Source organism: Allobosea sp. RCC_152_1 (genome assembly GCF_041360765.1).
Lineage (GTDB): Bacteria > Pseudomonadota > Alphaproteobacteria > Rhizobiales > Beijerinckiaceae > Allobosea > Allobosea spartocytisi.
The window spans coordinates 500063-525945 of the sequence record NZ_JBFUPU010000003.1 but is presented as its reverse complement, the minus strand read 5'-3'; the positions used below and the strand labels follow the sequence as shown (position 1 = coordinate 525945).

Annotated in this window: 24 protein-coding genes; 15 read left to right on the top strand and 9 right to left on the bottom strand. The window is 65.5% G+C overall.

From position 1 onward, the window contains the following. Positions 1-2: 2 nt before the first annotated feature. From AB6806_RS14300 to AB6806_RS14290, 3 genes are all read right to left on the bottom strand, one after another. Positions 3-1985, bottom strand: coding sequence for an amidohydrolase (locus AB6806_RS14300; protein WP_370954798.1), 1983 nt, complete (start codon positions 1983-1985; stop codon positions 3-5). Next, on the bottom strand, positions 1982-2254 hold the full coding sequence (locus AB6806_RS14295) for a XapX domain-containing protein (protein WP_038367164.1): 273 nt from the start codon (positions 2252-2254) through the stop codon (positions 1982-1984). The genes AB6806_RS14300 and AB6806_RS14295 overlap by 4 nt, the downstream gene beginning before the upstream one ends. A 64-nt stretch (positions 2255-2318) precedes the next feature. Then, positions 2319-3155 (bottom strand): alpha/beta fold hydrolase, encoded by an 837-nt coding sequence (locus AB6806_RS14290; protein WP_370954797.1) that lies wholly within the window; start codon positions 3153-3155, stop codon positions 2319-2321. Positions 3156-3399: 244 nt separating this feature from the next. Here AB6806_RS14290 and AB6806_RS14285 point away from each other — a divergent pair, with 244 nt between their 5' ends. Continuing rightward, on the top strand, positions 3400-3741 hold the full coding sequence (locus AB6806_RS14285; protein ID WP_112762589.1) for a winged helix-turn-helix transcriptional regulator: 342 nt from the start codon (positions 3400-3402) through the stop codon (positions 3739-3741). Between the two features lie 354 nt (positions 3742-4095). Here the strand turns inward: AB6806_RS14285 and AB6806_RS14280 are convergent, their stop codons facing one another. From AB6806_RS14280 to AB6806_RS14265, 4 genes are all read right to left on the bottom strand, one after another. Beyond that, the gene (locus AB6806_RS14280) at positions 4096-5109 is read right to left on the bottom strand and encodes a DUF1254 domain-containing protein (RefSeq protein ID WP_370954796.1); all 1014 of its coding nucleotides are present in this window, start codon (positions 5107-5109) and stop codon (positions 4096-4098) included. A gap of 42 nt (positions 5110-5151) precedes the next feature. Continuing rightward, positions 5152-5982, bottom strand: coding sequence for an acid phosphatase (locus AB6806_RS14275; protein ID WP_370954795.1), 831 nt, complete (start codon positions 5980-5982; stop codon positions 5152-5154). Between the two features lie 47 nt (positions 5983-6029). Beyond that, positions 6030-6944 (bottom strand): outer membrane protein, encoded by a 915-nt coding sequence (locus AB6806_RS14270; protein ID WP_370954794.1) that lies wholly within the window; start codon positions 6942-6944, stop codon positions 6030-6032. Between the two features lie 134 nt (positions 6945-7078). Further along, the gene (locus tag AB6806_RS14265) at positions 7079-7906 is read right to left on the bottom strand and encodes a transporter (protein WP_112762584.1); all 828 of its coding nucleotides are present in this window, start codon (positions 7904-7906) and stop codon (positions 7079-7081) included. A gap of 362 nt (positions 7907-8268) precedes the next feature. On the opposite strand from AB6806_RS14265, the gene AB6806_RS14260 reads away from it, so the two are divergent. The 14 genes from AB6806_RS14260 (at position 8269) to mmsB (ending at position 23534) form a co-directional block, all read left to right on the top strand. Further along, positions 8269-9282 (top strand): helix-turn-helix transcriptional regulator, encoded by a 1014-nt coding sequence (locus tag AB6806_RS14260; protein ID WP_370954793.1) that lies wholly within the window; start codon positions 8269-8271, stop codon positions 9280-9282. Between the two features lie 147 nt (positions 9283-9429). After that, on the top strand, positions 9430-10104 hold the full coding sequence (locus AB6806_RS14255; RefSeq protein ID WP_038367173.1) for an RraA family protein: 675 nt from the start codon (positions 9430-9432) through the stop codon (positions 10102-10104). A gap of 215 nt (positions 10105-10319) precedes the next feature. Further along, positions 10320-11282 (top strand): galactofuranose ABC transporter, galactofuranose-binding protein YtfQ, encoded by a 963-nt coding sequence (gene ytfQ / locus AB6806_RS14250; RefSeq protein WP_113251885.1) that lies wholly within the window; start codon positions 10320-10322, stop codon positions 11280-11282. Between the two features lie 127 nt (positions 11283-11409). Continuing rightward, positions 11410-12927 (top strand): sugar ABC transporter ATP-binding protein, encoded by a 1518-nt coding sequence (locus AB6806_RS14245; protein WP_370954792.1) that lies wholly within the window; start codon positions 11410-11412, stop codon positions 12925-12927. A gap of 8 nt (positions 12928-12935) precedes the next feature. Further along, positions 12936-13919 (top strand): ABC transporter permease, encoded by a 984-nt coding sequence (locus AB6806_RS14240; RefSeq protein ID WP_038367312.1) that lies wholly within the window; start codon positions 12936-12938, stop codon positions 13917-13919. Continuing rightward, entirely contained in the window at positions 13916-14893 is a 978-nt protein-coding gene (yjfF, locus tag AB6806_RS14235; RefSeq protein WP_370954791.1) for a galactofuranose ABC transporter, permease protein YjfF, read from the top strand. The genes AB6806_RS14240 and yjfF overlap by 4 nt, the downstream gene beginning before the upstream one ends. Beyond that, positions 14890-15612, top strand: coding sequence for a FadR/GntR family transcriptional regulator (locus tag AB6806_RS14230; protein WP_038367182.1), 723 nt, complete (start codon positions 14890-14892; stop codon positions 15610-15612). The genes yjfF and AB6806_RS14230 overlap by 4 nt, the downstream gene beginning before the upstream one ends. A gap of 68 nt (positions 15613-15680) precedes the next feature. After that, positions 15681-16613 carry a dihydrodipicolinate synthase family protein gene (locus tag AB6806_RS14225; protein ID WP_370954790.1) on the top strand — a complete coding sequence of 311 codons (933 nt, stop codon included), beginning with the start codon at positions 15681-15683 and terminating at the stop codon, positions 16611-16613. 2 nt (positions 16614-16615) lie between these two features. Continuing rightward, positions 16616-17542: a Gfo/Idh/MocA family protein gene (locus tag AB6806_RS14220; RefSeq protein ID WP_370954789.1), complete on the top strand. Its 927-nt coding sequence runs from the start codon at positions 16616-16618 to the stop codon at positions 17540-17542. Continuing rightward, the gene (locus AB6806_RS14215; RefSeq protein ID WP_142023302.1) at positions 17536-18633 is read left to right on the top strand and encodes an aldose epimerase family protein; all 1098 of its coding nucleotides are present in this window, start codon (positions 17536-17538) and stop codon (positions 18631-18633) included. The genes AB6806_RS14220 and AB6806_RS14215 overlap by 7 nt, the downstream gene beginning before the upstream one ends. Next, the gene (locus AB6806_RS14210) at positions 18630-19553 is read left to right on the top strand and encodes an SMP-30/gluconolactonase/LRE family protein (protein WP_370954788.1); all 924 of its coding nucleotides are present in this window, start codon (positions 18630-18632) and stop codon (positions 19551-19553) included. The genes AB6806_RS14215 and AB6806_RS14210 overlap by 4 nt, the downstream gene beginning before the upstream one ends. A 105-nt stretch (positions 19554-19658) precedes the next feature. Further along, positions 19659-20729 (top strand): multiple monosaccharide ABC transporter substrate-binding protein, encoded by a 1071-nt coding sequence (chvE, locus tag AB6806_RS14205; protein WP_142023303.1) that lies wholly within the window; start codon positions 19659-19661, stop codon positions 20727-20729. A gap of 61 nt (positions 20730-20790) precedes the next feature. After that, positions 20791-22326: a multiple monosaccharide ABC transporter ATP-binding protein gene (mmsA, locus tag AB6806_RS14200; protein WP_142023304.1), complete on the top strand. Its 1536-nt coding sequence runs from the start codon at positions 20791-20793 to the stop codon at positions 22324-22326. A gap of 92 nt (positions 22327-22418) precedes the next feature. Then, positions 22419-23534, top strand: a complete 1116-nt coding sequence (mmsB, locus tag AB6806_RS14195; RefSeq protein WP_142023329.1) for a multiple monosaccharide ABC transporter permease — start codon at positions 22419-22421, stop codon at positions 23532-23534. Between the two features lie 116 nt (positions 23535-23650). Here mmsB and AB6806_RS14190 read toward each other — a convergent pair whose 3' ends face one another. Beyond that, positions 23651-25165, bottom strand: a complete 1515-nt coding sequence (locus AB6806_RS14190; RefSeq protein ID WP_038367197.1) for a tripartite tricarboxylate transporter permease — start codon at positions 25163-25165, stop codon at positions 23651-23653. Then, the gene (locus AB6806_RS14185; RefSeq protein ID WP_038367199.1) at positions 25165-25587 is read right to left on the bottom strand and encodes a tripartite tricarboxylate transporter TctB family protein; all 423 of its coding nucleotides are present in this window, start codon (positions 25585-25587) and stop codon (positions 25165-25167) included. Before AB6806_RS14185 ends, AB6806_RS14190 begins: the two co-directional genes overlap by 1 nt. Between the last annotated feature and the right edge of the window lie 296 nt (positions 25588-25883).

Here is a 25883-nt window from a genome sequence, read left to right as displayed (position 1 = left end):
GGTCACACCGCCCAGCAGGCGCAGCCGAGCGCGCCCCAGAAGCTGCGGAGGTCACCGACCGGCAATTTGCTCGACCAGGCGCTGGCATGGTCGTGGCCATGCACGCCGCAGGAACTGGCGCAGCCGCAATGCGTCATGGCCGCCCGCCGCAGCGAATTCTTGCCGGCGCCATCCGGCTCGCCCCAGGCGCCATAGCCCTTGAACGTCCTGACCGGCGACCAGTCCGGCATCGCCGGCGGTGGTGCGCTTTCGTCGAGCCCGGCGAAGTCCCGCGCGCCATAGACGACCTTGCCGCCGACGATGGTCAGGTCCGCCGAGATATGCGCGATGTCGTCTTCGGGGCAGCCGAAGAAATCGCGATCCGGCACGATCAGATCGGCGAACTGGCCCACAGTGATCCGGCCTTTCTTGCCCTCCTCGTTGGAGAACCAGGTGACGTTCTCCGTCCACATCCTGAGCGCGGTCTCGCGGTCGAGACAGTTGCGCTGCGGCGTGATGCGCAAGCCCCCGACCGTCTTGCCCGTGACCAGCCAGGAGAGCGCGACCCAAGGGTTGTAGGAAGCGACGCGGGTGGCGTCGGTGCCGGCCGAGGTCTTCACCCCCTTCTCCAGCAGGCGTGCCACGGGGGGCGTCGCTTCGGCGGCCGCCGCGCCGTAACGCTCGACGAAATACTCGCCCTGATAGGCCATGCGGTGCTGCACGGCGACGCCGCCGCCGAGCGCGGCGATGCGGTCGATCGAGCGTTCCGAGATCGTCTCGGCATGGTCGAAGAACCAGTTGAGATCCTTGAGAGGGATCTCCTTGTCGACCTTCTCGAACACGTCGAGCGCGCGCGAGATCGTCTCGTCATAGGTCGCGTGCAGGCGCCAGGGCCAGCGGTTCTCGGCGAGGATGCGCACGACGCCTTCGAGATCGCCTTCCATCTCGGGCGGCATGTCGGGCCGGGGCTCGCGGAAATCCTCGAAATCGGCGGCGGAGAAGACCAGCATTTCGCCAGCGCCGTTATGCCGGAAATAGTCGTCGCCCTGCTTGTATGTCGAGGTCTTCGTCCAGTTGAGGAAGTCCTCCTTCTCCTGCTTGGGCTTCTGCGTGAACAGGTTGTAGGCGAGGCGGATCGTGAGCTGGTTCTCGTCAGCGAGCTTCTGGATGACGGCGTAGTCGTCCGGATAGTTCTGGAAGCCGCCGCCGGCATCGATCGCGCCGGTGACGCCGAGCCGGTTGAGCTCGCGCATGAAATGGCGGGTCGAATTAACCTGATAGTCGAAGGGCAGCTTCGGCCCCTTGGCCAGCGTCGCGTAGAGGATGGCGGCGTTCGGGCGCGCCAGCAGCAGCCCGGTCGGATTGCCGTTGGCGTCGCGTGTGATCTCGCCGCCAGGCGGCTGCGGCGTGTCCTTGGTATAGCCGACGGCCCGCAGCGCGGCGCCGTTCAGCAGGGCGCGGTCATAGAGGTGCAGGATGAAGACCGGCGTATCCGGCGCGACGATGTTGAGCTCCTCGATCGTCGGCAGGCGCTTCTCGGCGAACTGGTGCTCGGTGAAGCCGCCGACGACGCGCACCCATTGCGGCGGCGGCGTCACTGCGACCTGGCGTTTGAGCATGCTCATCGCATCGGCGAGCGAGCGTACGCCGTCCCAGCGCAGCTCCATGTTGAAGTTGAGCCCGCCGCGGATGATGTGGAGATGGTTGTCGATCAGCCCGGGCAGGGCGCTGCGGCCCTTCAGGTCGATGATCTTGGTGTTCGGCCCGGCATGAGCCATCACGTCGGCTTCGCTGCCGACGGCGAGGAAGGCGCCGTCCTTGACGGCAACCGCATTGGCGATCGGGTTGCTCCGGTCGAGCGTCGTGAAACGGCCGTTGCGGAGGATGAGATCGGCGGTCATGGGAGCGGTTCCTCGCTGCGGAGACTGGGCGGCGGCGGTGCCGAGCAGGCCCGACAGGGCCCCGGCGGCGGCACCAAAGGTGGTTTGCCGGCGTGTCGGACTCATGACTCGCGCCTTTCATGGTTTTGATCGCCCGAGGGGCGGGACGGCAGCGTGCCGAAGAGATGTTCGCCGCATTCATGCCGCAGCCAGCCGAGCGTCAGGCCCTGTCCCGAAGCGAGGCGCTTTGCGACCGGAACGATCTGCTCGCCGGCGAGGATGCCCAGCAGTCCGATGAGCGCGATCACGGGAGGCGCAGGCGAGCGAACGTTCAGCAGGCCGTAGACGACGCCGACGAGCAGACCGGCGCCTAGCGAGACCAGATAGAGTTTCATCACGTCTTCCTGTCGCGTGGAATGGCAGCGGCCGAGCAAGCTGGCGGCCGCTGCCCGCGGGATCTCAGGCCTCGATGAAGGCCAGCAGATCGGCGTTGAGCGTCCCGGCGTTCACGGTCAGCATGCCGTGGCTGAAGCCGGGATAGGTCTTCAGCGTGCCGTGCCTCAAATGCTTGATCGATTCATGCGCGGAATCGGCGATCGGTACGATCTGGTCGTCCTCGCCATGGAGGACCAGCGTCGGCACGCCGATCGCCTTCAGATCCTCGGTCTGGTCGGTTTCGGAGAACGCCTTGATGCCGTCATAATGGGCCTTGGCGCTGCCCATCATGCCCTGGCGCCACCAGTTCCAGATGACGCCCTGATCGACCTTCGCGCCCGGCCGGTTGAAGCCGTAGAAGGGCCCCGTCGGCACATCGAGGAAAAACTGCGCCCGGTTGTCGGCGAGCGCCTTGCGGAAGCTGTCGAAGACCTCGATCGGCAGGCCGCCCGGGTTCTTCTCGGTCTTGAGCATCAGCGGGGGCACGGCGCTGACCAGCACCGCCTTGGCCACGCGCCCGGCTGGCTCGCCATGTACAGCGACATAGCGTGCCACTTCGCCGCCACCGGTCGAGTGGCCGATATGGACGGCGTTCCGCAGATCCAAAGCCTCGGCAACGGCGAAGGCATCCGCGGCATAGTGGTCCATGTCGTGTCCGTCCGAGACCTGGGCGGAACGACCATGCCCGCGCCGGTCATGCGCGACGACGCGATATCCCTTCGACAGGAAGAACAGCATCTGCCCGTCCCAATCATCCGAAGACAGAGGCCAGCCATGGTGGAAGACGATCGGACGGGCGTCCCGCAGGCCCCAATCTTTGAAGAAGATATCGACCCCGTCGCGCGTCGTCACGAATGGCATGGCAAGCTTCCTTCTCTAAAGTGGTCCGCGGGCCCGTCAGGTCGGGCATCGTCCGGGGCCGGTTGCGAAAGCGCGGGCATCCGCGCGCTGGTCGCCGCCTGGGGCGGCGAACGAATATGTGGCCTTGCCTGCCCGACGACCGGTATGGGAAACCCGGAACATCCGAACTCTGGCGGAACCTAGGGGGCGGGCGGCGCGAAATCCATTAGTTACCTGAGAGATACCGGTAGTCAGAGCAAAGCGCATGACCAGTTCGAATGATTCCGCAGACGAACACTGTCTGGCCGACGGCTTCCTGAAGTTCTTCTCGCAGGAATGGATGAGCCACATCGTGTTTTCACTGGCTCGTCACGGGCCCCTGCGTTTCGGAGCTCTGAGACGGCAACTCCCGCCGCGGATTTCGGCGCGGGTTCTCTCCGCCCGGCTGAAGGCTCTCGAGGCCGCCGGCTATGTCGAGCGCCACGATCTCAGCGGCCGGGTGTTGCATGTCGAGTACTCTCTCACCGCTTCGGGGCGCGCCGTCGACGCCGCGCTCGCGGGGAGCGAGCAACTGCTGTCCGGCGGCGCGCGCCAGGAGCCGCGCTAACAAAGTCTGAGCGGGTCTGGGCGTCGGCAATTCGTTCGTTCCGCCTGCGGCGTCGTGGCGGTCGAGGGCCCTTCGCGCGGTTGGAATCGCCGATGGCCTGTGTTCGGGCAGCGCAGACCCACAGCGTGACGGAACAGCGATTTCCGTCTGAAGCTCGGTGGTGGCTGCGGAAATTCTCTCGCGGGTCGGCCGTGCAGAGACCGGGACTAGCATCTGTCGGACCGGCTTCAGGCCGGTCCTGTCATCCGCATCTCTGTGTCCCAAACGACGACATGCGGATCGAAATCCCGGCTGGCAAGCCTCGGTGGGCGATGACCGCTGCTTGCCGGGCCGAGCGAAGGAGGTTGATGCCCTCTACGATGCAGGCTGCGCCACCGGCAGCTTCCATGTGCCGTTCAGGTACGCGGCACGGGGTCGGTAGAGCCGGAATGTGTAGTTCCACCCCTCCGTGATCGGCAGGCAGTTCGCGATCTTGCCGTCGCAGCCGCCGAACTGAATGTCGATCGCTCCGTCAGCGCTCTTCGTGCCGGTGATGCTGTTGACCGAATAGGCGTCGTAATCGTTCTTCTGGAAGAAGCCCTTGTCGTTATAGACGCTGATCGACCAGAACGCGTCGACGGGAACATCCTTGAGCCTGAGCTTGTAGACCGTCTTGCCGTCGTTCTTGGCCGGGGTCACCGAGGGGTAGGATGCGTCCTTGTCGGGGTTGCCGCCCCAGCCGGACGCGGTGCCGAGCAGATGCTTGACCGGGTCGACCTTGCCCTTCGGGCCGAAAGCGTTGCTGAAGTCGCCCGATGCAGCGGAGAGCGTTTCCAGCGCCTCGCGGATCTTCTTCTGCTGAACCAGGTCCCAATTCGGGGCCTCGAACTTGCCGGCCGACTTCTGCTGCACCTTCAGCGCATCCTGCAATGCGTGAACCTGCGCGAGGTCCTTGCTGTCGTTGGGATCGACAAGGATGCGAACCGCAACGAACACGTAGCGGGTGCCGACCTTGTCCCGGGTGAGCGTCGTGCGGCCCGGCTTGTAGACCACCATCGGGGTGTAGTGATCTTCGCTGATGACCTGCATCGAGACGAAGCGCTTGCCGGCGTCTGGAAGGGTGATGGTCACCGGGCCGGCGTCGAGATCGAAGATCGCCTGGGAATAGAGCGTATCCCGGTTCATCCGGACCACGGGCTGCTTGTCGATCGGCGTCGGCGTCCTGTTGTGGACGAACTTGCCGAGAGCGCCCGCATCGACCGTCTTGGCCATATAGAAATCGGACTCGGCTCGCTTGAAGTTGTCGACATTGACCGCAACCGGCTGGGCGAACGCCACGCACGGCGCGAGAACGAGGAAACTTAGGCTGGAGAGCAGTGTCATGCGCATCGAACGGTACCTCATTGGTGTCTTTGATCCATGTGCTCGTCGTTACTGCGCCGACAGCGCAGCCGCTTCCGCGGCGCATTCGGATACCGAGAGCGGCCGCTTCGCCTTCGCCGCCTTCACTTCTGCCTTCGCGGCCTTGAGATCGGCGAGGAAGGCCGGGTCGGTTTGCAGTCGTGCAACGGTCGCCGCGCCCATGATCCGGCCTGCATCGACATCGCTCTGCCAATGCGCGTCGCAGATCACGCGGCTCTGCCCGAACTCGATGCCACGCTTGAGCAGCGCATCCGCGTGCTCGGGGCTGATTTGCGCGAGGACGAGGGCCCAGCCCCAGCCGGCGGCCGTGTGCCCCGACGGATAGGAGCCGTCATTCCGCAGAATGGCCTCCTGATCCGCCCGGCAGGTCGCTTCGTTGTGAACCACGAAGGGGCGGACCCGGTTGTACTTGTTCTTCACGCCATAGGTGGAGAGGCCGAAATCCGACAGCACCTTCTGCATCATCGCGGAGAGGCGCGGCGTCTGCCGGCTGTCGATCTTCACGCCCAGTGCGCAGGAGAAGTTGTCGGCAGCCTGCGGAAAGGCGAGGTCTGCATCGGTACGGGCGAGGTTCCAGCGCGCGGTGTTTCGCAAGGGAAGCGTCGCCTTTCGCGCTTCCTCGTCCCGGGCGAGCGCAGCCGAGCCTGCTTCTGGAGGCGGGCCGAGCAGGACCAGGCTGTTCGGCAGATCGGATCGCTTCAGATAGCCGGGCGCGATCTTGAAATGCGGGTCGGTGACCTCTGGCCGGGCTTCGCCCGCCTGCGCCAGGGCCTGCCCGCAGAGCGCGACGAGCAGTGCAAGCGTGGTAGCTCCAGCGCTCCGAAGCGCAGTCCCTGTCATCGACATTCCCATCCCTTTCGACATCGCCGAACTCATCAAGGCCCCGGTCAGAATCGGTACGTTGCCGCGACCGCAGGCCCGTGCTGCGTCACGTCGTATGAAAAGCTGCCGCTGCGATAATCGACATGAAGCGCGCGATAGCCGGCCTTCAGCGTCAGGTTTTCGCTCCAGGCGTAGTTGACGCTGCCCAATGCCTGCCAGGTCAGGCGCGAGCCGGCGCTGAAGCCGCCGATGTCGCCCGCCACCGTCAGGCTCCACGGACCGTCGAGCTTCACGCCGAGCCGGGCGCCGAGAATCGGGTCGGCCCACATCTGCGATTGACGGTGGTCGATGCGAAGATTGGCGAGGCCGGGCAGGATTTCGAGCTTGGTGTCGAGGTTCCAGAACCGGACGCCAGCCCCCACATCCAGCGCAAGAACGGTGTCTTCATAGACGCGATAGAAGACCGAGCCCTGCAGGGTCGTAGTCTGCGAGCGCAGCTTCAGCGCGGAAAAGAAGGGGCCGGGCAGATTGCCACCCGTCGTCACCTGCGAGAACTGCCCGTCGACCAGGACGCTCCAGCGCTCGATGCGCATCTCGGCGGACGCCATCATCGCGCCGTTCAACTCCTTGAGCACGTCGCGGAAGCGCAGATTGATATCCGCGGGCGGCAGTGGCGGCAGCGTCGCGCTCCTGCCGTCGATCGCGGTCGCCCAGATGTAGCTGGTAACCGAGAAGCTCGGCGCCGATGCGAGGGCAGGCCCTGGTGGCGCGGCGGGCTGCCGGAGATCGGACGCCAAAACGGGTCCACACAACGCAGCCGACAGCCAACCGATGGCAAGATTGCGCGCCGTTGCGCCTGACATTGCTGCTTGTCCCCTGCCTAGCCTGCCTAACGGCATCTGCGCGAGCGCTTCGGCTTGCTGCAGCACGTGATCGCGGCCCGATTGGCCGGCGAATGTCGTCACGAGCATCTCGTGCATGGGCGGCCTGTCCGTCTTGCCATTTCGCGACAATCGCGACCGGTTGTGCTCCCTCCCCAAGGGCGGCGCACCAGATTGCCGAATCGTCAGTTCACCGCGGCGCGACAGAACCAGTGTTGCAGCGCCAACTGCGCCTATGTCGGAAACAGGAACGTCAACCCCACACGGGGGCCCCAGCCATGCGGCCCGTTCTTTGGCGCGGCCGCCCAATAGCGCACGCCTGCGGTGAGACTCACCGGCTGCTCGCCAAATTTCATAAGCTTCGAAACCTGGACGTTAATGGGCACCGACCATCGTTCAGCCTTCCAGTCATAGGTGCTCTCGGTATTGAGCGTGAACGTCCAGGCGTCCGATGTCCTGTAGGCGATGAAGGGCTGCAGGTAGGTCACGCTGATGTCGGACCTGTCTCCCCGCCCCGCAACGGACCAGATGTGGTTTGCAAGTGCGCCGATCGTCCATGCCCCTTCCTGCTTCAGAACGACGGCAGTCAGACCCATTCCGAACTTGCCGCCTCCGAGCAGATCGTCGGTCGCCGTCGGCAGCAGGAAGACAGGACCTGCGCCCCAGATGATCCCACCGGCGGTCGGCTGCGTCGGGGAAATGAAAAAGCTCTGGGTGATGTCTCCTAGACCGGATTGGTAGCCGGAGGGCCCTGCTATGTCGTGCTGCCAGATGACGGGGACGATGGTCCGGGAAATGATGTTCCAGTCCGCGTTCAACGAGAACGGGATGACCGGTTGGATGTCGAGCGTTTTCCGGTCGCCACGGTTCGGTCCGAAGCCTCGGTCGTAGTTGAATTGGAACGGCACGCTGATGAGCGACGACACGGGATTGCTGAGTTTTTTAGCCAGCTCAGCATTTGCATCCTGCGCCAGTGCAGCACCGGTACCAGTCAAGTCGATGCCCTGCCCAAGGAGTGCGAAGGCCGAGAGCACAGCCAGTTGGTCAATTCTCGACAGCATTCAAAAACTCCTCAATCTGCAATCTCAGAGGCCATCCGCAGATGGTCGAGCAATTCAATGGTGATCACGAGGTGGGATCTGGAGGTTTGCGGTGACGCTCACTTGACGAATTAGAACTAAAACGTACGAAAGCCCGGGATTTCCGAATAAGAAGGCCGCATTGCCGAATCTCCGTGAGACGAAAATTTCCAGCAGTGGACGCTCCATGCGACGGATCATCTTCGGCTCAGCCGACTTGCTCTATTTTGAATACTTGGTGCATATGCGGGTTGTCGGTCTTGCCATTTCACGCCACCCGCAAATGGCTATTCTGCACTCCTCAGGCGATTCAGGGGCCTGCCTGAGGACGTGCAGATCCTGTGATGACGGTGGACCTGATGGCTGACATCCCGTTGACGCGCGGCCAGTTTCTGCTGCCCTTCGTCAGCATCCTGGACGATATCGGCGCGCCGACGGAAACTCTCCTGGAGAGGTCGCGGCTGCCATCGTCCCTGGCCGAGAAGAGCGAGCTCTACCTGCCGCTCCTGCCGGCCTTGCGCTTCGTCGAGACCGCCCAGAGAAGCCAAGGTATCGAGGATTTCGGCTTCCTCGCCGCCCGGCGCCTGCATTTCTCGCATATGAGGGAAAAGACGCGGGCCCTGATCGCGCATTCACCGACGCTGCTCGTCGCGCTCCGGCACGCCTGCCGCGAGGCGTCAGGAGAAGACACCATCCTGAGCATGTGGATCGAACATGACACGGATCACGTGCGGGTCTGCAGCAGGCTCACCGGGCCATGGCCCCTGCAGCTGAAACACGCGCAGTGGATCCAGAACATCTTCTCGGTCTACATCGTCCGGCAATTCGCAGGGTCCGACTGGATGCCGGCGGCGATCGGCTTTGAATCGTCTCATGGGCCAAGCCCTGCGACGCGATCCTGCTGGCCGAATGTGCGGTTTTTATCGGGCCAGCATGCCGCTTGGATCAGAGTACCGACCATGCTGCTCGGCCTCCCAAACCGTTCGGCCGCCTCGTTTGCGCCGCCACCCGACAATGAGGACGGCCCGTCCGCCTACAATATCGTCGATCTTCTCAAGCTGATGCTTCCGGCCTATCTCGACGAGGGAACAACCGCTCTTGCCAACGTCGCCGAGATCGCGGGTATCAGCATCCGGACGCTTCAGCGCAGGCTCGCCCATCTCGGTCTCTCCTATTCGGACCTCCTCGACACCGTCAGATACGAAAATGCGAGCAAGCTGCTGCGCGACACCGATTGCAGGATCATCGACGTCGCTTTTTCCTCCGGTTACACGGATCCGGCGCATTTCAGCCGCGCCTTCAGGAGGATGACCGGTGTCACACCGCGTCAGTTTCGCGAGCAGTCGCGGCTCGGCTGAAGGTGGGTGAATGCGGCTTTCGGGAAAAGCCGATACGAAAACAATGGTGCGCAGCATCGGGCTGAATACGATATTCAGGTCGATGCTGTGGCGCTTTGCTGGCCCCTTCGGGCTCTCATCCATTTTCTCCCGCCAGACGAGGTCGATATGATCGGTTTCCGCATCCTGAAGCGTGAGCGTGCCGTGAGCGCCGAGGTCGTCGCGCGTTTCCGTTCGCTGCCCGTGGCCAATGTCAGCGATTCGATGTCGCGCATGACGGCGGGTGGGCCGCGGCTGCGCCCGATGCACAAGGGCGGGATGCTGGCCGGGCCGGCGCTCACCGTGAAGACGCGCCCGGGCGACAATCTGATGATCCACCGGGCGATCGACCTGGCGGCGCCGGGCGACGTCGTCGTGGTCGATGGCGGCGGCGATCTCACCAACGCCCTGATCGGCGAGCTGATGGCGGCCTATGCGCAGACGCGTGGCATTGCCGGCATGGTGCTCTACGGCGCGATCCGCGATGCGGGCTGGATCGCCGCCCATGACTTCCCGGTCTACGCCGCCGGAATCACCCATCGCGGCCCCTATCGGGACGGCCCCGGCGAGATCAACGTGCCGATCGCGCTCGACGGCATGGTGATCGAACCCGGCGATCTGGTCATCGGCGACGAGGACGGTCTGCTCTGCGTGCCCTACGACGAGACGGAGACGGTCTTCGCCGCCGCGCAGGCCAAGCAGCAGGTCGAGCAGAAGCAGAGGCGCGCGATCGAGGAGCGCCGCTACGATCGGAGCTGGGTCGAGGAGACGTTGAAGCGGCTTGGCTGCGAGACACAAGGCTGATCCCGGCGCGCGGCCTTCACCGCCGATCCGGCCGGAATGGCCCGCGCTGGCCCGCGAGGCCGCGCTCGAGCCGGATCTGCCGACGTCGCTTCCCGGCCCGCGCGATCATCATCCAATAGTCAAACAATATGACTATTCCTCCGCCTCTGCGCCTGTGCCATAAGGAGGAACAACAAGCCGTATCAAGCGGCGTGGCTCACCCAAGGAGGATCATGATGAAGCTCAAGGGCATTTTGATCGCGTCTGCGATTGCGGGCGCCATGTCGGCCAATGCGCAGGCCAAGGACCTGACCGTCGGCTTCTCGCAGATCGGCTCGGAATCGGGCTGGCGCGCAGCTGAAACCACGGTTTCCAAATCGGAGGCCAAGCGGCGCAACGTCACCCTCAAGATCGCCGACGCCCAGCAGAAGCAGGAGAACCAGATCAAGGCGATCCGGTCCTTCATCGCCCAGGGCGTCGATGCCGTGTTCCTCGCCCCGGTGGTGTCGACAGGCTGGGACAGCGTGCTGAAGGAGGCCAAGGAGGCCAAGATTCCGGTCGTTCTGCTTGATCGCGACATCGATCCCGCCGGCAAGGACCTCTATCTCACCGCCGTCACCTCCGACAGCGTGCATGAGGGCAAGGTCGCCGGCGATTGGCTGGTGAAGACCGTCGGATCCAAGCCCTGCAACGTCGTCGAACTCCAGGGCACGGTCGGCGCCAGCGTCGCGACGAACCGCAAGAAGGGCTTCGAGAACGGCATCGCCGGTCAGGCCAACATCAAGCTCGTCCGCAGCCAGACTGGTGACTTCACCCGTGCCAAGGGCAAGGAGGTGATGGAGAGCTTCATCAAGGCCGAAGGCGGCGGCAAGTCGATCTGCGCCGTCTACGCGCATAATGACGACATGATGGTCGGTGCCATTCAGGCGATGAAGGAAGCCGGCCTGAAGCCCGGCAAGGACATCCTGACCGTCTCGATCGACGCCGTGCCGGACATCTTCAAGGCGATGGCGGCGGGCGAGGCCAACGCCACGGTCGAGCTGACGCCGAACATGGCCGGGCCCGCCCTCGACGCGCTCGTCGCCTACAAGGCCAAGGGCACCGTGCCGCCGAAATGGATCCAGACGGAATCGAAGCTTTACACGGCTTCCGACAATCCCAAGGCGATCTACGACAGCAAGAAGGGTCTCGGCTACTGAGCCGAAGTAGCGGCGCGCCGGTCTCGAGCCGGCGCGTCGTCATCCCCTTCTGCCTCGGCGCTTGCGGCTTTCAGCGTGGCATGCCCCGGCGGAAAGCGGCCGTCCTCCCGTTGCGCAAAGCCGTTTCATGGACCAGCCTCAAGCATCTCCTCTCCTGACCGCCACCGGCTTCTGCAAGTCCTTCGCCGGCTTCGTCGCGCTCGACCATGTCGATTTCACCCTGCATGCGGGCGAGATTCATGCCTTGCTGGGCGAGAACGGGGCAGGCAAATCCACGCTGATCAAGACGATGACCGGCGTCGTGCAGCGCGATGCGGGCAGCCTGACGCTGAACGGCGAGGAGATCGCGCCCCATTCGGCGAAGGAGGCCGCGAAGGCGGGCATCGCCACCGTCTATCAGGAGGTCAATCTCGCGCCCAACCTCTCGGTTGCCCAGAACCTCTTCCTGGGGCGCCAGCCGACCCGTCTCGGCTTCGTCCGCGAAGGTGAGATGCGGCGGCGCGCGCGGGCGCTGGTGGCCGAGTTCGGCCTCGATATCGACGTGTCGCTCCCGCTCGAGCGCTATTCGGTCGCGGTCCAGCATATCGTCGCGATCGCGCGAGCGGTGGACCTCTCGGCGCGCGTGCTGATCCTCGACGAGCCGACCGCGAGTCTCGACGCCCATGAGGTCGAGGTGCTGTTCGCCGTCATGCGCCAGCTCCGGGCGCGCGGCATCGGCATCGTCTTCGTTACCCATTTCCTCGATCAGGTCTATGCCATCTGCGACCGGATCACGGTGCTGCGCAACGGCCGGCTCGCCGGAACGGCTGCCGTCGCCGAGATGCCGCGCATGGACCTCGTCACCATGATGCTCGGACACGAGCTCAGCGAGGCAACCCACACGCGCCCGCCCCATCGCGAAGGCGGGGAGACCCTTGCGACCTTCTCCGGCTTCGGCAAGGCCGGCTATGTCGAGCCTTTCGACCTCACCTTGCAGAAGGGCCGCGTCGTCGGGCTGGCCGGGCTGCTCGGCTCGGGCCGCACCGAGACCGCCCGCCTCGTCTTCGGTGCCGAGCGCGCCGATCATGGCTCGGCGACCGTCGTCGGCCGCGAGGTCAAGCTGGCGAGCCCGGGCGAGGCGCTGCGGCTGGGCTTCGGTTACTGCCCGGAGGAGCGCAAGACCGAGGGCATCGTCGCCGAACTGAGCGTGCGCGAGAACATCGTCCTGGCGCTGCAGGCCCGGCGCGGCGTGCTGAAGCCGCTGTCGCGCCGCGAGCAGGATGCGATCGCGCGCCGCTTCATCGAATTGCTCGACATCCGCCCGCCCGACCCTGAACGTCCGATCGGCCTGTTGTCGGGCGGCAACCAGCAGAAGGCCCTGCTCGCCCGCTGGCTCGCGACGGAGCCACGCCTGCTGATCCTCGACGAGCCGACGCGCGGCATCGATGTCGGCGCCCATGCCGAGATCATCCAGCTCATCCGCAAGCTCTGTGCCGAGGGCATGGCGCTACTGATCGTCTCCTCGGAACTCGAGGAGATCGTGACCTATGCCGACGAGGTGATCGTGCTGCGCGACCGGGCCCATGTCGCGCGCCTGACGGGCGACGCGCTCAGCGTCTCCGGCATCCTGGGCGCGATCGCCGCCGACGCAACACAGGCGGCCTGATGAGCGCCATGCCCTTCCGTCTGCCCCGTATCGGCACGTCACAGGTCGCGGCGCTGCTGGCCATCCTCGCGATGAACTGGCTGGTCTCGCCGCAATTCTTCGAGATCCGCCTGCAGGATGGCCGGTTGTTCGGGAGCCTGATCGACGTGCTGAATCGCGGCGCGCCGGTGGCGCTCCTGTCGCTCGGCATGGTCCTGGTCGTCGCCATGCGCGGCATCGATCTCTCGGTCGGGGCCGTGATGGCCATCGCGGGGGCCATCGCAGCCAGCCTCGCGGACAGCCATTCGCTGCCTGTGGTGTTGGCCGCGGCCCTGGGAGCCGGCCTCCTGTGCGGGCTGTGGAACGGCATCCTCGTGGCGGTGTTCGGCATCCAGCCCATCGTCGCGACGCTGATCCTGATGGTGGCGGGGCGCGGCATCGCCCAGCTGATCACCGAGGGGCGCATCGTCACCTTCACCTCGCCGTCGCTCGCCTGGTTCGGCGGCGGCTCGGTGCTGGGCCTGCCGCCGCCCGTGGTCCTGACGCTGGCGATGCTGGTGCTGACGCTCGTCATCGTGCGCGGCACCGCGCTCGGGCTGCTGATCGAGGCAACCGGCGCCAATGCCAAGGCGAGCGCTCTGGCGGGCGTCGGCACGCGATTGATCACCATCGCGACCTATGTCTGGTGCGGCCTCTGCGCCGCGCTGGCCGGTGTCGTCGCGGCCGCCGACATCCTTGGTGCCGACGCCAACAATGCCGGGCTCTGGCTCGAGCTCGACGCCATCCTCGCGGTCGTGATCGGGGGCACCTCGCTGCTTGGCGGCCGCTTCAGCCTGGTGCTGGCGGTGGTCGGCGCATTGATCATCCAGGCGATGAACACCGGCATCCTGCTGTCGGGCTTCCCGCCGGAGACGAACCTGATCGTCAAGGCGATGGTTGTGCTTGCCGTGCTGCTGGCGCAGTCGCCGCGGCTGTCGGGGCTGGCCACGTTTCTGCGCGGGAAAAGCCGATGATCCGCTTCATGCCGCTTGCCGCCACGACGGTCGTCTTCCTCCTCGGCTTCCTCGCCTGCGCGATCGCCTTTCCGAATTTCGCCTCGCTCCGGGTGGTGATGGACCTCCTGACCGACAATGCCTTTCTCGGCATCGTCGCGGTCGGCATGACCTTCGTGATCATCTCGGGTGGGATCGATCTTTCGGTCGGCGCGGTGATCGGCTTCACGACCGTGTTCCTGGCCCTGGCGATCGAGCGTGCCGGCATCCCGCCCATGGCGGCCTTCGCGCTGATCCTCGTCATCTGCGCGCTGTATGGCGCCCTGATGGGGGCTGCGATCCAGTATTTCGAGCTGCCGGCTTTCATCGTGACCCTGGCGGGCATGTTCCTGGCACGCGGCGCGAGCTTCCTGCTCTCGACCGAGTCGATCCCGATCAACGCGCCGCTCTATGCCGATCTCGCGGACAACGCCCTGCGCCTGGGCGGGGGAGCGCGCCTCACCGTCCCGGCGATGATCATGCTGGCGGTGGTGCTCGGGGGCGCGGCGCTGCTGCATTTCACGCGCTTCGGCGCCAATGTCTACGCGCTGGGCGGCAGTCGCGGCTCGGCGGCGCTGATGGGCCTCGATGTCGGCCGCACCACGGTCGCGATCTACACGCTCTCCAGCGTTCTCGCCGGTGTCGCCGGCATCGTCTTCTCGCTCTACACCTCGAGTGGCTATTCGCTCTCGGCGGTCGGGGTCGAGCTCGACGCGATCGCGGCGGCGGTGATTGGCGGCACGCTCCTGTCGGGCGGCTACGGTTTTGTCTTCGGCACCTTCGTCGGAGTGCTGATCCAGGGCCTGATCCAGACCTACATCACCTTCGACGGCACGCTTTCGAGCTGGTGGGCGAAGATCGCGACCGGCCTCCTGCTGTTCGCCTTCATTGCGTTCCAGCAGGCGACGCTGCATGTGGCGCGGCGCCGGCGCCCTGCCGGGGTCACCTCGCCATGAACCCGCTCCTCGTCATTCCCGCCAGGCGCGGGCATTCCAACCATGCCGAGGTGGCGCGCACCATCGGCATCGACATCATCGCAGGGCGCTACCCGGAAGGGACCAAGATCCCCGGCGATGCCGAGCTGATCCTGCGCTTCCGCGTTTCGCGCCCGGTCCTGCGGGAGAGCGTCAAGACGCTGGTCGCCAAGGGGCTGCTCAGCACCAAGGCCAGGATCGGCACGGTGGTGCGCGAGCGCGCCGCCTGGAACATGTTCGACGCCGATGTGCTGGCCTGGCATCTCGACGGCGGCATCGACAAGCGCTTCCTGCGTGACCTCGCCGATATCCGTCTGGCGGTGGAGCCGCGTGCCGCCGCGCTCGCCGCCGAGCGTCGGACCGAGGCCGACCTCGCGCTGATGGCCGCTGCGATCGACAGGATGCGGATCGAATCGGCACGGGAGGCGCCCGGCTTCGCCGAGGCGGATCTCAGCCTGCACCTGCTCGTTGCCAATGCCTCCGGCAATCCGTTCATGCGCTCCATCGGTGCGGTCGTCGAGGCGGCCTTGCGGGCGTCCTTCCTTTTGAGCGCGCCGGTCGACGAGAGCGAGTACGAGATTTCCGTGGCGGCGCATGGGCGCATCGTCGAGGCGATCGCCGCCCGCGACGCCGATGCGGCCGCCGCGGCGATGACCGGTGTGATCTTCGACGGATTGCGCCGTCACGGCGCAGCCGAATGAATACGCAGACAGCACGACCCGCGCGCCCCGGCTTTGCCGGTCCGCGCGACAACCCATGAAGGTGACAGATGCCGAAGCTTTCCGCCGCGCAGACCTACAAAGGCGTCTTTCCGGTCGCTCCCACCGTGTTCGACGCTGAAGGGCGGCTTGATCTCGAAGGCCAGAAGCGCGCCGTCGACTTCATGATCGATGCCGGCTCGCACGGGTTGTGCATCCTCGCCAACTTCTCGGAGCAGTTTGTGCTCACCGATGAGGAGCGCGAGCGGGTGATGGTCACCGTTCTCGAGCATGTTGCCGGCCGCGTTCCGGTGATCGTCACCACCACGCATTTTTCCAGCTTCGTCTGCGCCGAGCGCTCGCGCCGCGCGCAGGATCTGGGCGCGGCGATGGTCATGGTCATGCCGCCCTATCATGGTGCGACCTTCCGGGTGCCCGAAGCCTCGATCTACGATTTCTACCGTCACGTCTCCGATGCGATCTCGATCCCGATCATGGTGCAGGATGCGCCGGTGGCCGGCACGCCATTATCGGTGCCGTTCCTCGCCCGCATGGCCAGGGAGATCGAAAACCTCGCCTATTTCAAGATCGAGGTGCCCCAGGCCGCCGCCAAGCTGCGCGCACTGATCGAGGCCGGCGGCCCCGCGATCGAGGGGCCGTGGGACGGCGAGGAGGCGATCACGCTGATGGCCGATCTCGATGCCGGTGCGACCGGCGCGATGACGGGCGGAGGCTATCCCGACGGCATCCGCCAGATCACCGACCCTTATTTCGCGGGCCGGCGCGACGAGGCGATCGACGCCTATCAGCGCTGGCTGCCGCTGATCAACTACGAGAACCGCCAATGCGGGCTCGCCGCCTGCAAGGCGCTGATGAAGGAGGGCGGCGTCATCGCGCACGAGACGTTGCGCGCGCCGCTGCCGGCGATGCATCCCGCCACTCGCGCCGGGCTGATCGAGATCGCCCGGCGGCTCGATCCGGTCGTGCTGCGTTGGGGGCGCTGAGCATGCGCCCGATCCGCCTCGCCATCGTCGGCCTCGGCAAGATCGCCCGCGACCAGCATCTGCCGGCGATCGCGGCGACGCCGGGCATCGCGCTCGCCGCCATCGCCAGCCGGAATGCCGCGCTCGACGGCGTCGCCCATTTCGACACGCTGGAGGCGCTCCTGGCTGAGGCTCCCGAGATCGAGGCGGTGGCACTGTGCACGCCGCCGCAGGGCCGCCGCGCCCAGGCGGCGCTGGCGCTCGCGGCCGGCAAGCATGTGCTGCTGGAAAAGCCGCCCGGCGCGACGGTGAGCGAGATAGCGCCGCTGGTCGATGCCGCCAGGGAGGCCGGGCTGACCCTGTTCGCCACCTGGCATTCGCGCTTTGCCCCGGCCGTCGAGCCCGCCCGCGATTTTCTGGCCGCCCATGCACCGCGCTCCGTCGAGATCACGTGGAAAGAGGATGTCCGCGTCTGGCATCCCGGCCAGGACTGGATCTTCGAACCAGGCGGGCTCGGCGTCTTCGACCCCGGCATCAACGCCTTGTCGATCCTGACGCGCATCCTGCCGCGCCCGCTGTTCCTCACGGGAGCCACGCTCGCCTTCCCCGAGAACCGCGCCGCCCCCATCGCGGCCGAGCTGGATTTCACGGATGCGACCGGCCTGCCCATCCATGCCGTCTTCGACTTCCTTCAGACCGGCCCGCAGAGCTGGGACATCGCGATCGACAGCGCCGGCGGCCGGCTGCTGCTCTCCGCGGGCGGTGCGCGGCTGACGCGCGACGGCGCGGTGCTGGTCGATGAGAAGGAGGCCGAATATGCCGGCATCTACCGGCATTTCGTCGATCTGATCGGGCGCGGCGCCTGCGACGTCGATCTTGCCCCGCTCGGCCATGTCGCAGACGCCTTCATGCTGGGGCGCCGGACCAAGGCGGCACCGTTCTCATGGTGAAACCGACGCCCGCCGTCACGCGAGACGGCTTCGGCACGCTTGCCGACGGGCGCGCGGTCGAACGCGTGAGGCTGCGTGGTGCCGGCGGTTTCGAGGCCCGGATCATCACCTATGGCGCGGCGCTGCAGGCGCTCCTCGTGCCCGACGCGAAGGGCGCGCTCGCCGATATCGTGCTCGGCCATGACGATGCCGGCGGTTATGAAGCCCGGCGGGATTTCTACGGCGCCACGATCGGGCGCTTCGCCAACCGCATCGCCGGCGCCGCCTTCACGCTCGACGGCGAGCGCATCGTGCTGCGGGTCAATGATGGCACGAATACGCTTCATGGCGGCCCGGGCGGATTCGACCGGGCGCTGTGGTCGGTCGAAACGATCGAGGACGGCGAGGCTCCGGCCGTCACGCTTCGCCATGTGAGCCCCGATGGGGAGAGCGGTTTTCCCGGTTCGCTCGATGCGCGTGTGAGCTTTCGCCTGTCGGCCCCCGGTGAGCTGACGATCGGCTATGAAGCGGTGACCGACCGTCCAACCGTGGTCAGCCTGACCAATCACAGCTTCTTCAATCTCGATGGCGTCGCTGCGGGCGGGGACATTCTCGACCATGTCCTGACGCTGGCCGCCGACAGCTTCCTGCCGACGAACGCCGAGGCGATCCCGCTGCCGGGGCCACCGCGTCCGGTCGCGGGAACGCCCTTCGACTTCAGATCGGGCGCGGCGGTCGGCGCGCGCATCCGCGAGGACGACGCCCAGTTGCGCGCCGGGCGCGGCTACGACCATAATTTCTGCCTCGGCATATCGGCGCAGCCGCGCCTCGCCGCCCGTGTCGAGGCAACGTCTTCGGGGCGGGTCATGGAACTGCTGACGAACCAGCCGGGGTTGCAGTTCTATTCGGGCAACTTCCTCGATGGTGCCGCGCCGGGAAAATACGGGCGCCTGCACCGCCAGTCCGATGCGTTCTGCCTGGAGCCGCAGGCCTGGCCGGACGCTCCCAACCGCGGCGACTTTCCCTCGGCGCGGCTCGATCCGGGCGAGACCTATCGCCACGTCTCGATCTATCGTTTCTCCACCACCCGCGACGGAGGCATGCGCGCATGACCATGCTTCACACACCGCCTTCGCAGATGACCGCGCCCGAGACGGTTCCGGTCTCGGTGCTCTGCATGGAGCGCTGCCATCTTGGCGAAGGCCCGACTTACGATGCCGGGAGCGACACGGCCTGGTGGTTCGACATCCTCGAGCGCCGTCTGTTCGAGGCGCATCTGGAAACCGGCCGCATCACGATCCACGATCTGCCGGTCATGGCCAGCGCGCTGGCGCGGATCGATGCCGGGCGCCAGATGCTCGCGGCCGAGGACGGGCTCTATCTGCGCGAGATCGCGAGCAGAAAGCTGACCCGAGTCGCGGAGCTCGTCGGCAAGGACGGTCCCATCCGTTCCAACGATGCGCGCGTCCATCACAGCGGCACCTTCTGGGTCAGCACGATGGGCCGCGGTGCGCAAGCGGGCGCCGGTGCGATCCATGCGTTCCGTGACGGGAAGCTGTCGCTGCTCTTCAGCGGCCTGACCATTCCCAATGCCATCTGCTTCTCGCCGGATGGCGGTACCGGCTATTTCGCCGACACCCGCGAGAACACGCTCTATCGTGTCGCGCTCGACCCTGCGACCGGCCTCCCGGTCGAAGCGCCCGCGATCCTGCACAAGCGGGAGGCCGCCGGTGGCCTCGACGGCGCCGTCACCGATGCGCAGGGCCTGATCTGGTGCGCGATCTGGGGTGGCGGCTGCGTCGACGTCTATTCGCCGCGCGGGGACCGGTTGCGCAGCATCGCGATGCCGGCACGCCAGCCGAGCTGCCCGGTTTTCGTCGGGCCGCGCTTCGACCGCCTGCTGGTCACCTCGGCCCATGAGAACATGAATGCGGATGCCCGCGCCGCCGACCCCGACCACGGGCGGACCTTTCTGGCCGAGGTCGGGTCCATCGGACGTGCGGAGCCGAGTTTGCGCTGGGGAGGATCCTGACCGCGTCAGACGCCGCCAGCCCTCCCCGAAAGATCAGCGGCCGACCCGCCGCCAAGAAACCGGTCCGCGAATGCGGCCGACCCTTTCACAACCCGGGAGTCCAGTATGAAACGCCTGACGACACTTCTCTCCGCTCTGACGCTCGCGGCCTTCGCCATGGGCCAGCCGCACTCCGCCGCCGCGCAGAGCAAGCCGACGGTCGGCATCGCGATGCCGACGAAATCCTCCGCGCGCTGGATCGCCGACGGCGACAACATCGTGAAGGTGCTCAAGGAGCGCGGCTACGACACCGATCTGCAATATGCCGAGGACGATGTCCCCAACCAGCTCTCGCAGATCGAGAACATGATCACCAAGGGCGCCAAGGTCCTGGTGATCGCGGCGATCGACGGCTCGACCTTGTCCGATGTGCTGGCCCAGGCCAAGGCGCAGGGCATCAAGGTCGTGGCCTATGACCGGCTGATCAGGGGCACGCCGAACGTCGATTACTACGCGACCTTCGACAATTTCCAGGTCGGCGTGCTGCAGGCCCAATCCGTGCTGAAAGGGCTCGGCCTGCCTGAAGCCAAGGGCCCGTTCAACATCGAGCTCTTCGGCGGCTCGCCCGACGACAACAACGCCTTTTTCTTCTACGATGGCGCCATGTCGGTGCTGAAGCCGCTGATCGACGAGAAGAAGCTCGTCGTCGCCAGCGGCCAGATGGGCATGGACAAGGTCTCGACGCTGCGCTGGGACGGCGCCACCGCCCAGGCTCGCATGGACAACCTCCTGAGCGCCTTTTACGCGAACAAGAAGCTCGATGCCGTGCTCTCGCCCTATGACGGCATCTCGATCGGCATCCTCTCCTCGGTGAAGGGCGTCGGCTACGGGTCGGGCGGGCAGAAGATGCCGGTCGTCTCCGGCCAGGATGCCGAGGTGCCTTCGGTGAAGTCGATCATCGCCGGCGAGCAATATGCCACGATCTTCAAGGACACCCGCGAACTTGCCCGCGTCACCGCCGACATGGTCGATGCGATGCTGTCGGGCAAGGAGGTCAAGGTCAACGACACCAAGACCTACAACAACGGCGTCAAGGTCGTGCCGTCCTATCTGCTGACGCCCGTGGTGGTCGACAAGTCGAACTGGGAGCCGGTCCTGATCGGCTCCGGCTACTACAAGGCCTCGCAGGTCAAGTGACGCCTGAGGCCCGGCTTCGCTGCCGGGCCTCATCCACCGGCCCGAAGGCGGGAGAACCACCATGAGCCCTGTGCTGGAAATGCGCGGCATCTCCAAATCCTTTACCGGTGTGAAGGCGCTGAACGATGTGTCCTTCACCGTCGAACCCGGGGAGATCCATGCCCTCGTCGGCGAGAACGGCGCGGGCAAGTCGACGCTGATGAAGGTGCTGAGCGGCGTCTATCCGCACGGCTCCTATGACGGCTCGATCCTGTTCGAGGGGGAGGAGCGGCGCTTCCGCGACATCAATGAATCGGAAGCGCTCGGCATCATCATCATCCATCAGGAACTGGCGCTGATCCCGCTGATGACGATCGCCGAGAACATCTATCTCGCCGATCCCCCGACCCGGATGGGGATGATCGACCGCAGCGCCGTCTATCGCGGGACGCAGGCGCTGCTGGCCAGGGTCGGGCTCGACGAGGCGCCCGATACGCGCATCGCCGATCTCGGCATCGGCAAGCAGCAGCTCGTCGAGATAGCCAAGGCGCTGGCCAAGAACCTGCGCGTGCTGATCCTCGACGAGCCGACGGCGAGCCTCAACGAGCGCGACAGCGAGGCGCTGCTCGATCTGCTGCTCGAATTCAAGGCCCAGGGCATCGCCTCCGTGCTCATCTCGCACAAGCTCAACGAGGTCTCCCGCGTCGCCGACCGGATCACCGTGCTGCGCGACGGCCGCTGCGTCGACACGCTCGACTGCCGCGCCGGCCCTGTCGAGGAGGATCGCATCATCCGCGCCATGGTGGATCGCGATCTGGCGCATCGCTACCCGCAGCGCGAGCCGAAGATCGGCGAGACGGTGCTGGAGATCGAGGACTGGTCCGTGTTCCATCCGCTCGACACCCATCGCAAGGTCGTCCGGAACGTGAACTTCCACGTCCGGCGCGGCGAGATCGTCGGCATTGCCGGGTTGATGGGGGCCGGTCGCACCGAATTCGCGATGAGCGTCTTCGGCGGCTCCTATGGCCGCAAGGCCTCCGGCACGGCGCGGCTGGAAGGCCGGCCGATCGAGCTGTCCGACGTGCCCGGAGCGATCGCGGCCGGTCTCGCCTATGTGACGGAGGATCGCAAGGAGCTCGGCCTGATCCTGGCGGAGGACATCCGCAAGAACATCACGCTGACCAACCTGCCCGAGGTCGCACGCTCGGGCGTGGTCGACGACATGGCCGAGCTGAAGGTCGCCAATGCCTATCGCAGCCGCATGCGGATCCGCTGCGCCAGCGTCTATCAGGAGGCCGGCCAGCTCTCGGGCGGCAACCAGCAGAAGATCGTTCTGTCGAAATGGCTCTTCACCGATCCCAAGGTGCTCTTCCTCGACGAGCCGACGCGCGGCATCGACGTCGGCGCCAAATATGAAATCTACTGCATCATCAACGAACTCGCCGACGCCGGGCGCGGCGTCGTGGTGATCTCGTCGGAGATGCCGGAGCTTCTGGGCATCTGCGACCGCATCTGCGTGATGAACGAGGGCGCCTTCGTCGGCGAGTTCCCAGCCGCCGAGGCGACACAGGAAAAGATCATGCGCGCCATCATGCGCAACCGGGAGGCAAGAGCGTGAGCACCGACGTCCAGAACGACGGCATCGTCAAACCCGCCGCGGCCCGCGTCGAAACCGCCAGGCCCAAGGGCGGAAACCTGCGCGAATACGGCATGCTGATGTCGCTCGTCGCGATCATGCTGTTCTTCCAGGTCGTGACCGGCGGCAAGCTGCTGCTGCCGCTCAACCTGACCAACCTGATCCTGCAGAACAGCTTCATCGTCGTCATGGCGCTGGGCATGCTGCTGGTCATCGTCACCGGCCATATCGATCTCTCGGTCGGCTCGGTCGCCGGCGCGGTCGGCGCGGTCGCCGCCGTCCTGATGGTGCAGTACGGCATGCATTTCGTCCCGGCGACGCTGATCTGCCTGGCGCTGGGCGGCCTGATCGGGGCCGCGCAGGGCTACTGGGTCGCCTATTTCAAGATACCGTCCTTCATCGTCACGCTGGCCGGCATGCTCGTCTTCAAGGGGCTGGCGCTGGCGATCCTGCAGGGCCAGTCGGTGGGGCCGTTCCCGGCCGAGTTCCAGAAGCTCTCTTCCGGTTTCATCGTCGATCTGTTCGACAAGATTCAGGGCCTGCAGCCGACCTCGATGCTGCTGGGCGTGGCGCTGGCCCTGCTGCTCGTCGTCCTCAACCTGAAGAGCCGCAGGCGCCAGCAGGACCACGACATTCCCGTCGAGCCCTGGAGCTTCTTCATCGCCAAGACCGCGATCTTCGCGGGGATCGTCCTCTACGCCAGCTATCTGCTCGCCTCCTATCGCGGCCTGCCTAATGTTCTCGTCGTGATGGGGGTGCTGATCGCGCTCTACGCCTTCGTCACGACGCGCACGACGATCGGCCGCCAGATCTACGCCGTCGGCGGCAATGCGCGTGCCGCCAAGCTCTCGGGCGTCAGGACCGAGCGGCTGACCTTCCTCGCCTTCGTCAATATGGGCGTGCTGGCGGCGCTGGCGGGGCTCATCTTCGCCGCGCGCCTCAACACCGCGACGCCCAAGGCCGGCCTCGGCTTCGAGCTCGACGTCATCGCCGCCTGCTTCATCGGCGGCGCCTCGGCCTATGGCGGCGTGGGCCGCGTCTCGGGCGCCGTGATCGGCGCGCTGATCATGGGCGTGATGAACAACGGCATGTCGATCCTGGGCATCGGCATCGACTATCAGCAGGTCATCAAGGGCCTGGTGCTGCTCGGTGCCGTCTGCCTCGACGTCTACAATCAGAAGCGCGGCTAGAGCATTTTCGAGCGAAACGGATACCGATTCGCGTGAATAAAATGCGATAAACAAAGAGATGGAGCATTTCCGCGTTTCGGAGAAATGCGGAAATGCTCCAGGGTTGGCGGCTCTGGTCAGCCCGACGCGGCGTGCGGATCGGCGGGGGCGAGCGTGGTGCGCCGCCCCTTCAGCGTGGCGTAGATCTGCCAGGCGATGAACAGCCCGAGGATGCTGAGCAGCGTCGCGCTGATCGGGTGTTCGAAGAAGGTCAGGAAACTGCCGCGGCTGAGCAGCATGGAGCGCCTGAAATACTCCTCCAGCATCGGCCCGAGGATGAAGCCGAGCATCAGCGGCGCCGGATCCAGGGACAGCCGCATCATGATGTAGCCGATCAGGCCGAAGGCGGCGGTGGTGTAGATGTCGTGCAGGCTGTTGTTGATGCTGAAGGTGCCGATGCAGCAGAAGAACAGGATCGACGGGAACAGCACGTTATAGGGAATCTTGAAGACCGAGAGCCAGAAGCGGACCAGCGGCACGTTCAGCAGCAAGAGGAAGCAGTTGCCGATCCACATGCTGGCAACCAGCCCCCAGAACAGGTCCGGATGCTTGGCGATCATGTTCGGTCCGGGCTGGATGCCCTTGATGATGAAGGCGGCCATCATCAGCGCCATCACCGCGTTCTCGGGAATTCCGATGCTCATCAGCGGGATGAAGCTGGTGCGCGCCGCCGCCTCGTCGGCCGCAGCCTGCCCGGCGACGCCCTCGATCGCGCCAGAGCCGATCTCGTCCTTGTATTTGCTGACCTTCTTGTCGAGACCGTAGGCCGCGAACTGGGCGATCGTCGGCCCGCCGCCCGGCAGGATGCCGAGGAAGGAGCCGACCACGCTGCCGCGCAGGGCGCTCGGGATGATGCGCTTGAACTCCGGCCAGGTCGGCATCAGCTTGATCTTGCCGTTGAACGGCGTGCGTTCCTCTTTCGCATCGAGGTTCTTGGTGATCTCGGCGATGCCGAAGCAGCCGAGCGCGAGGCTGACCAGGCTGACGCCGTCGACGAGCGAGGGCAGGCCCATGGTGAAGCGCTCGAGGCCGGTCTCCAGATCGGTGCCGACCTGCCCGAGCAGCACGCCGAGCAGGCACATCGCCATCCCGTTCAGCAGGCTGCCGGTGGTGACGAAACTGACGCAGAAGAAGCCGAACAGCATCAGCGCGCAGTAGTCGGTCGGGCCGAATTTCAGGGCGATGGTGCCGAGCGTCGGCGCAAGCGAGGCCAGCACCACGATCGCGACGGTGCCGCCGATGAAGCTCGACACGCCAGCGGTGAACAGGGCGAGCCCCGTCTTGCCCTTGAGCGTCATCTGATAGCCGTCGATGCATGCCACGATGCTCGAGGCATGCGGGATCTTCATGGTGATCGCGCTGACGCTGTCGCCATATTGCGCGCCGTAATAGATGCCGGCGAGCATGATCAGCGCGCCGCCGGTCGGGATCGAGTAGGTCAGCGGCAGGAGCAGGCTGATCGTGGCCAGTGGGCCGAGGCCCGGCAGCAGCCCGACCAGCGTGCCGACGACGCAGCCGATGGCGCAGTAGAGCAGGTTCTCGGGCGTCAGCGCATGGCCGAAGCCGAAGGCGAGGTTGTTGAGCACCTCCATCACAGCAGCCTCAGATTCAGGCCGAGGAAGCGCTGGAAGATGAAGGCCACGACGATCAGGCCGATGGCGATCTTGAGATTTCGCACCCAAGAATAGCTGTTGGCGGCGAAGCCGGCAACGAAGACCAGCACGATGATGCCGACGGTCACGTTCACATATTCGGAAGCGATGACGAAGCCGATGAGGCTCGCCATGATCAGCGCGATGTTCCGCGGGCTGAACTGGAGAGGCTCCGGATCGGCGAGGCGTGCCTGCACGATCGTCGCCAAGGCTATGATCAGCAGCGGCGCGCAGATCAGGAGCGGGAAGAGCCCGGGACCGGCATGGGCGAGGGTGCCGATCGGATAGCGCAGCGCGTTCACGGCAAAGAACAACGCGACGGCGGCCAGAAAGACCCCGCGCGCAATCTGTTGATTTGGCATTGTCTCTCCGCGTCTCGTCCCGTATTGGTTGGTATTATTGGTTCTTGAAGCTCTGCATTTCGAGTTTTTCTATCTTAATTCCAACGTTCAGGGCCGCTTAAAACAAGTAGGGGTCGGAAATATGCCGCGGCAATAAAATTTATAATTACAATTAACCGAAATTCAGAACCGGTAGTTGGTTGATTATTGTATTCGGTTCTCCGGGAGGCGTGAGTATCGTTGCATTCCAGTGTCAAATTATTTTATTTGAATGAATTATTAAACGCAATAATCGAGATTGCCAATCGTGTTTCCTG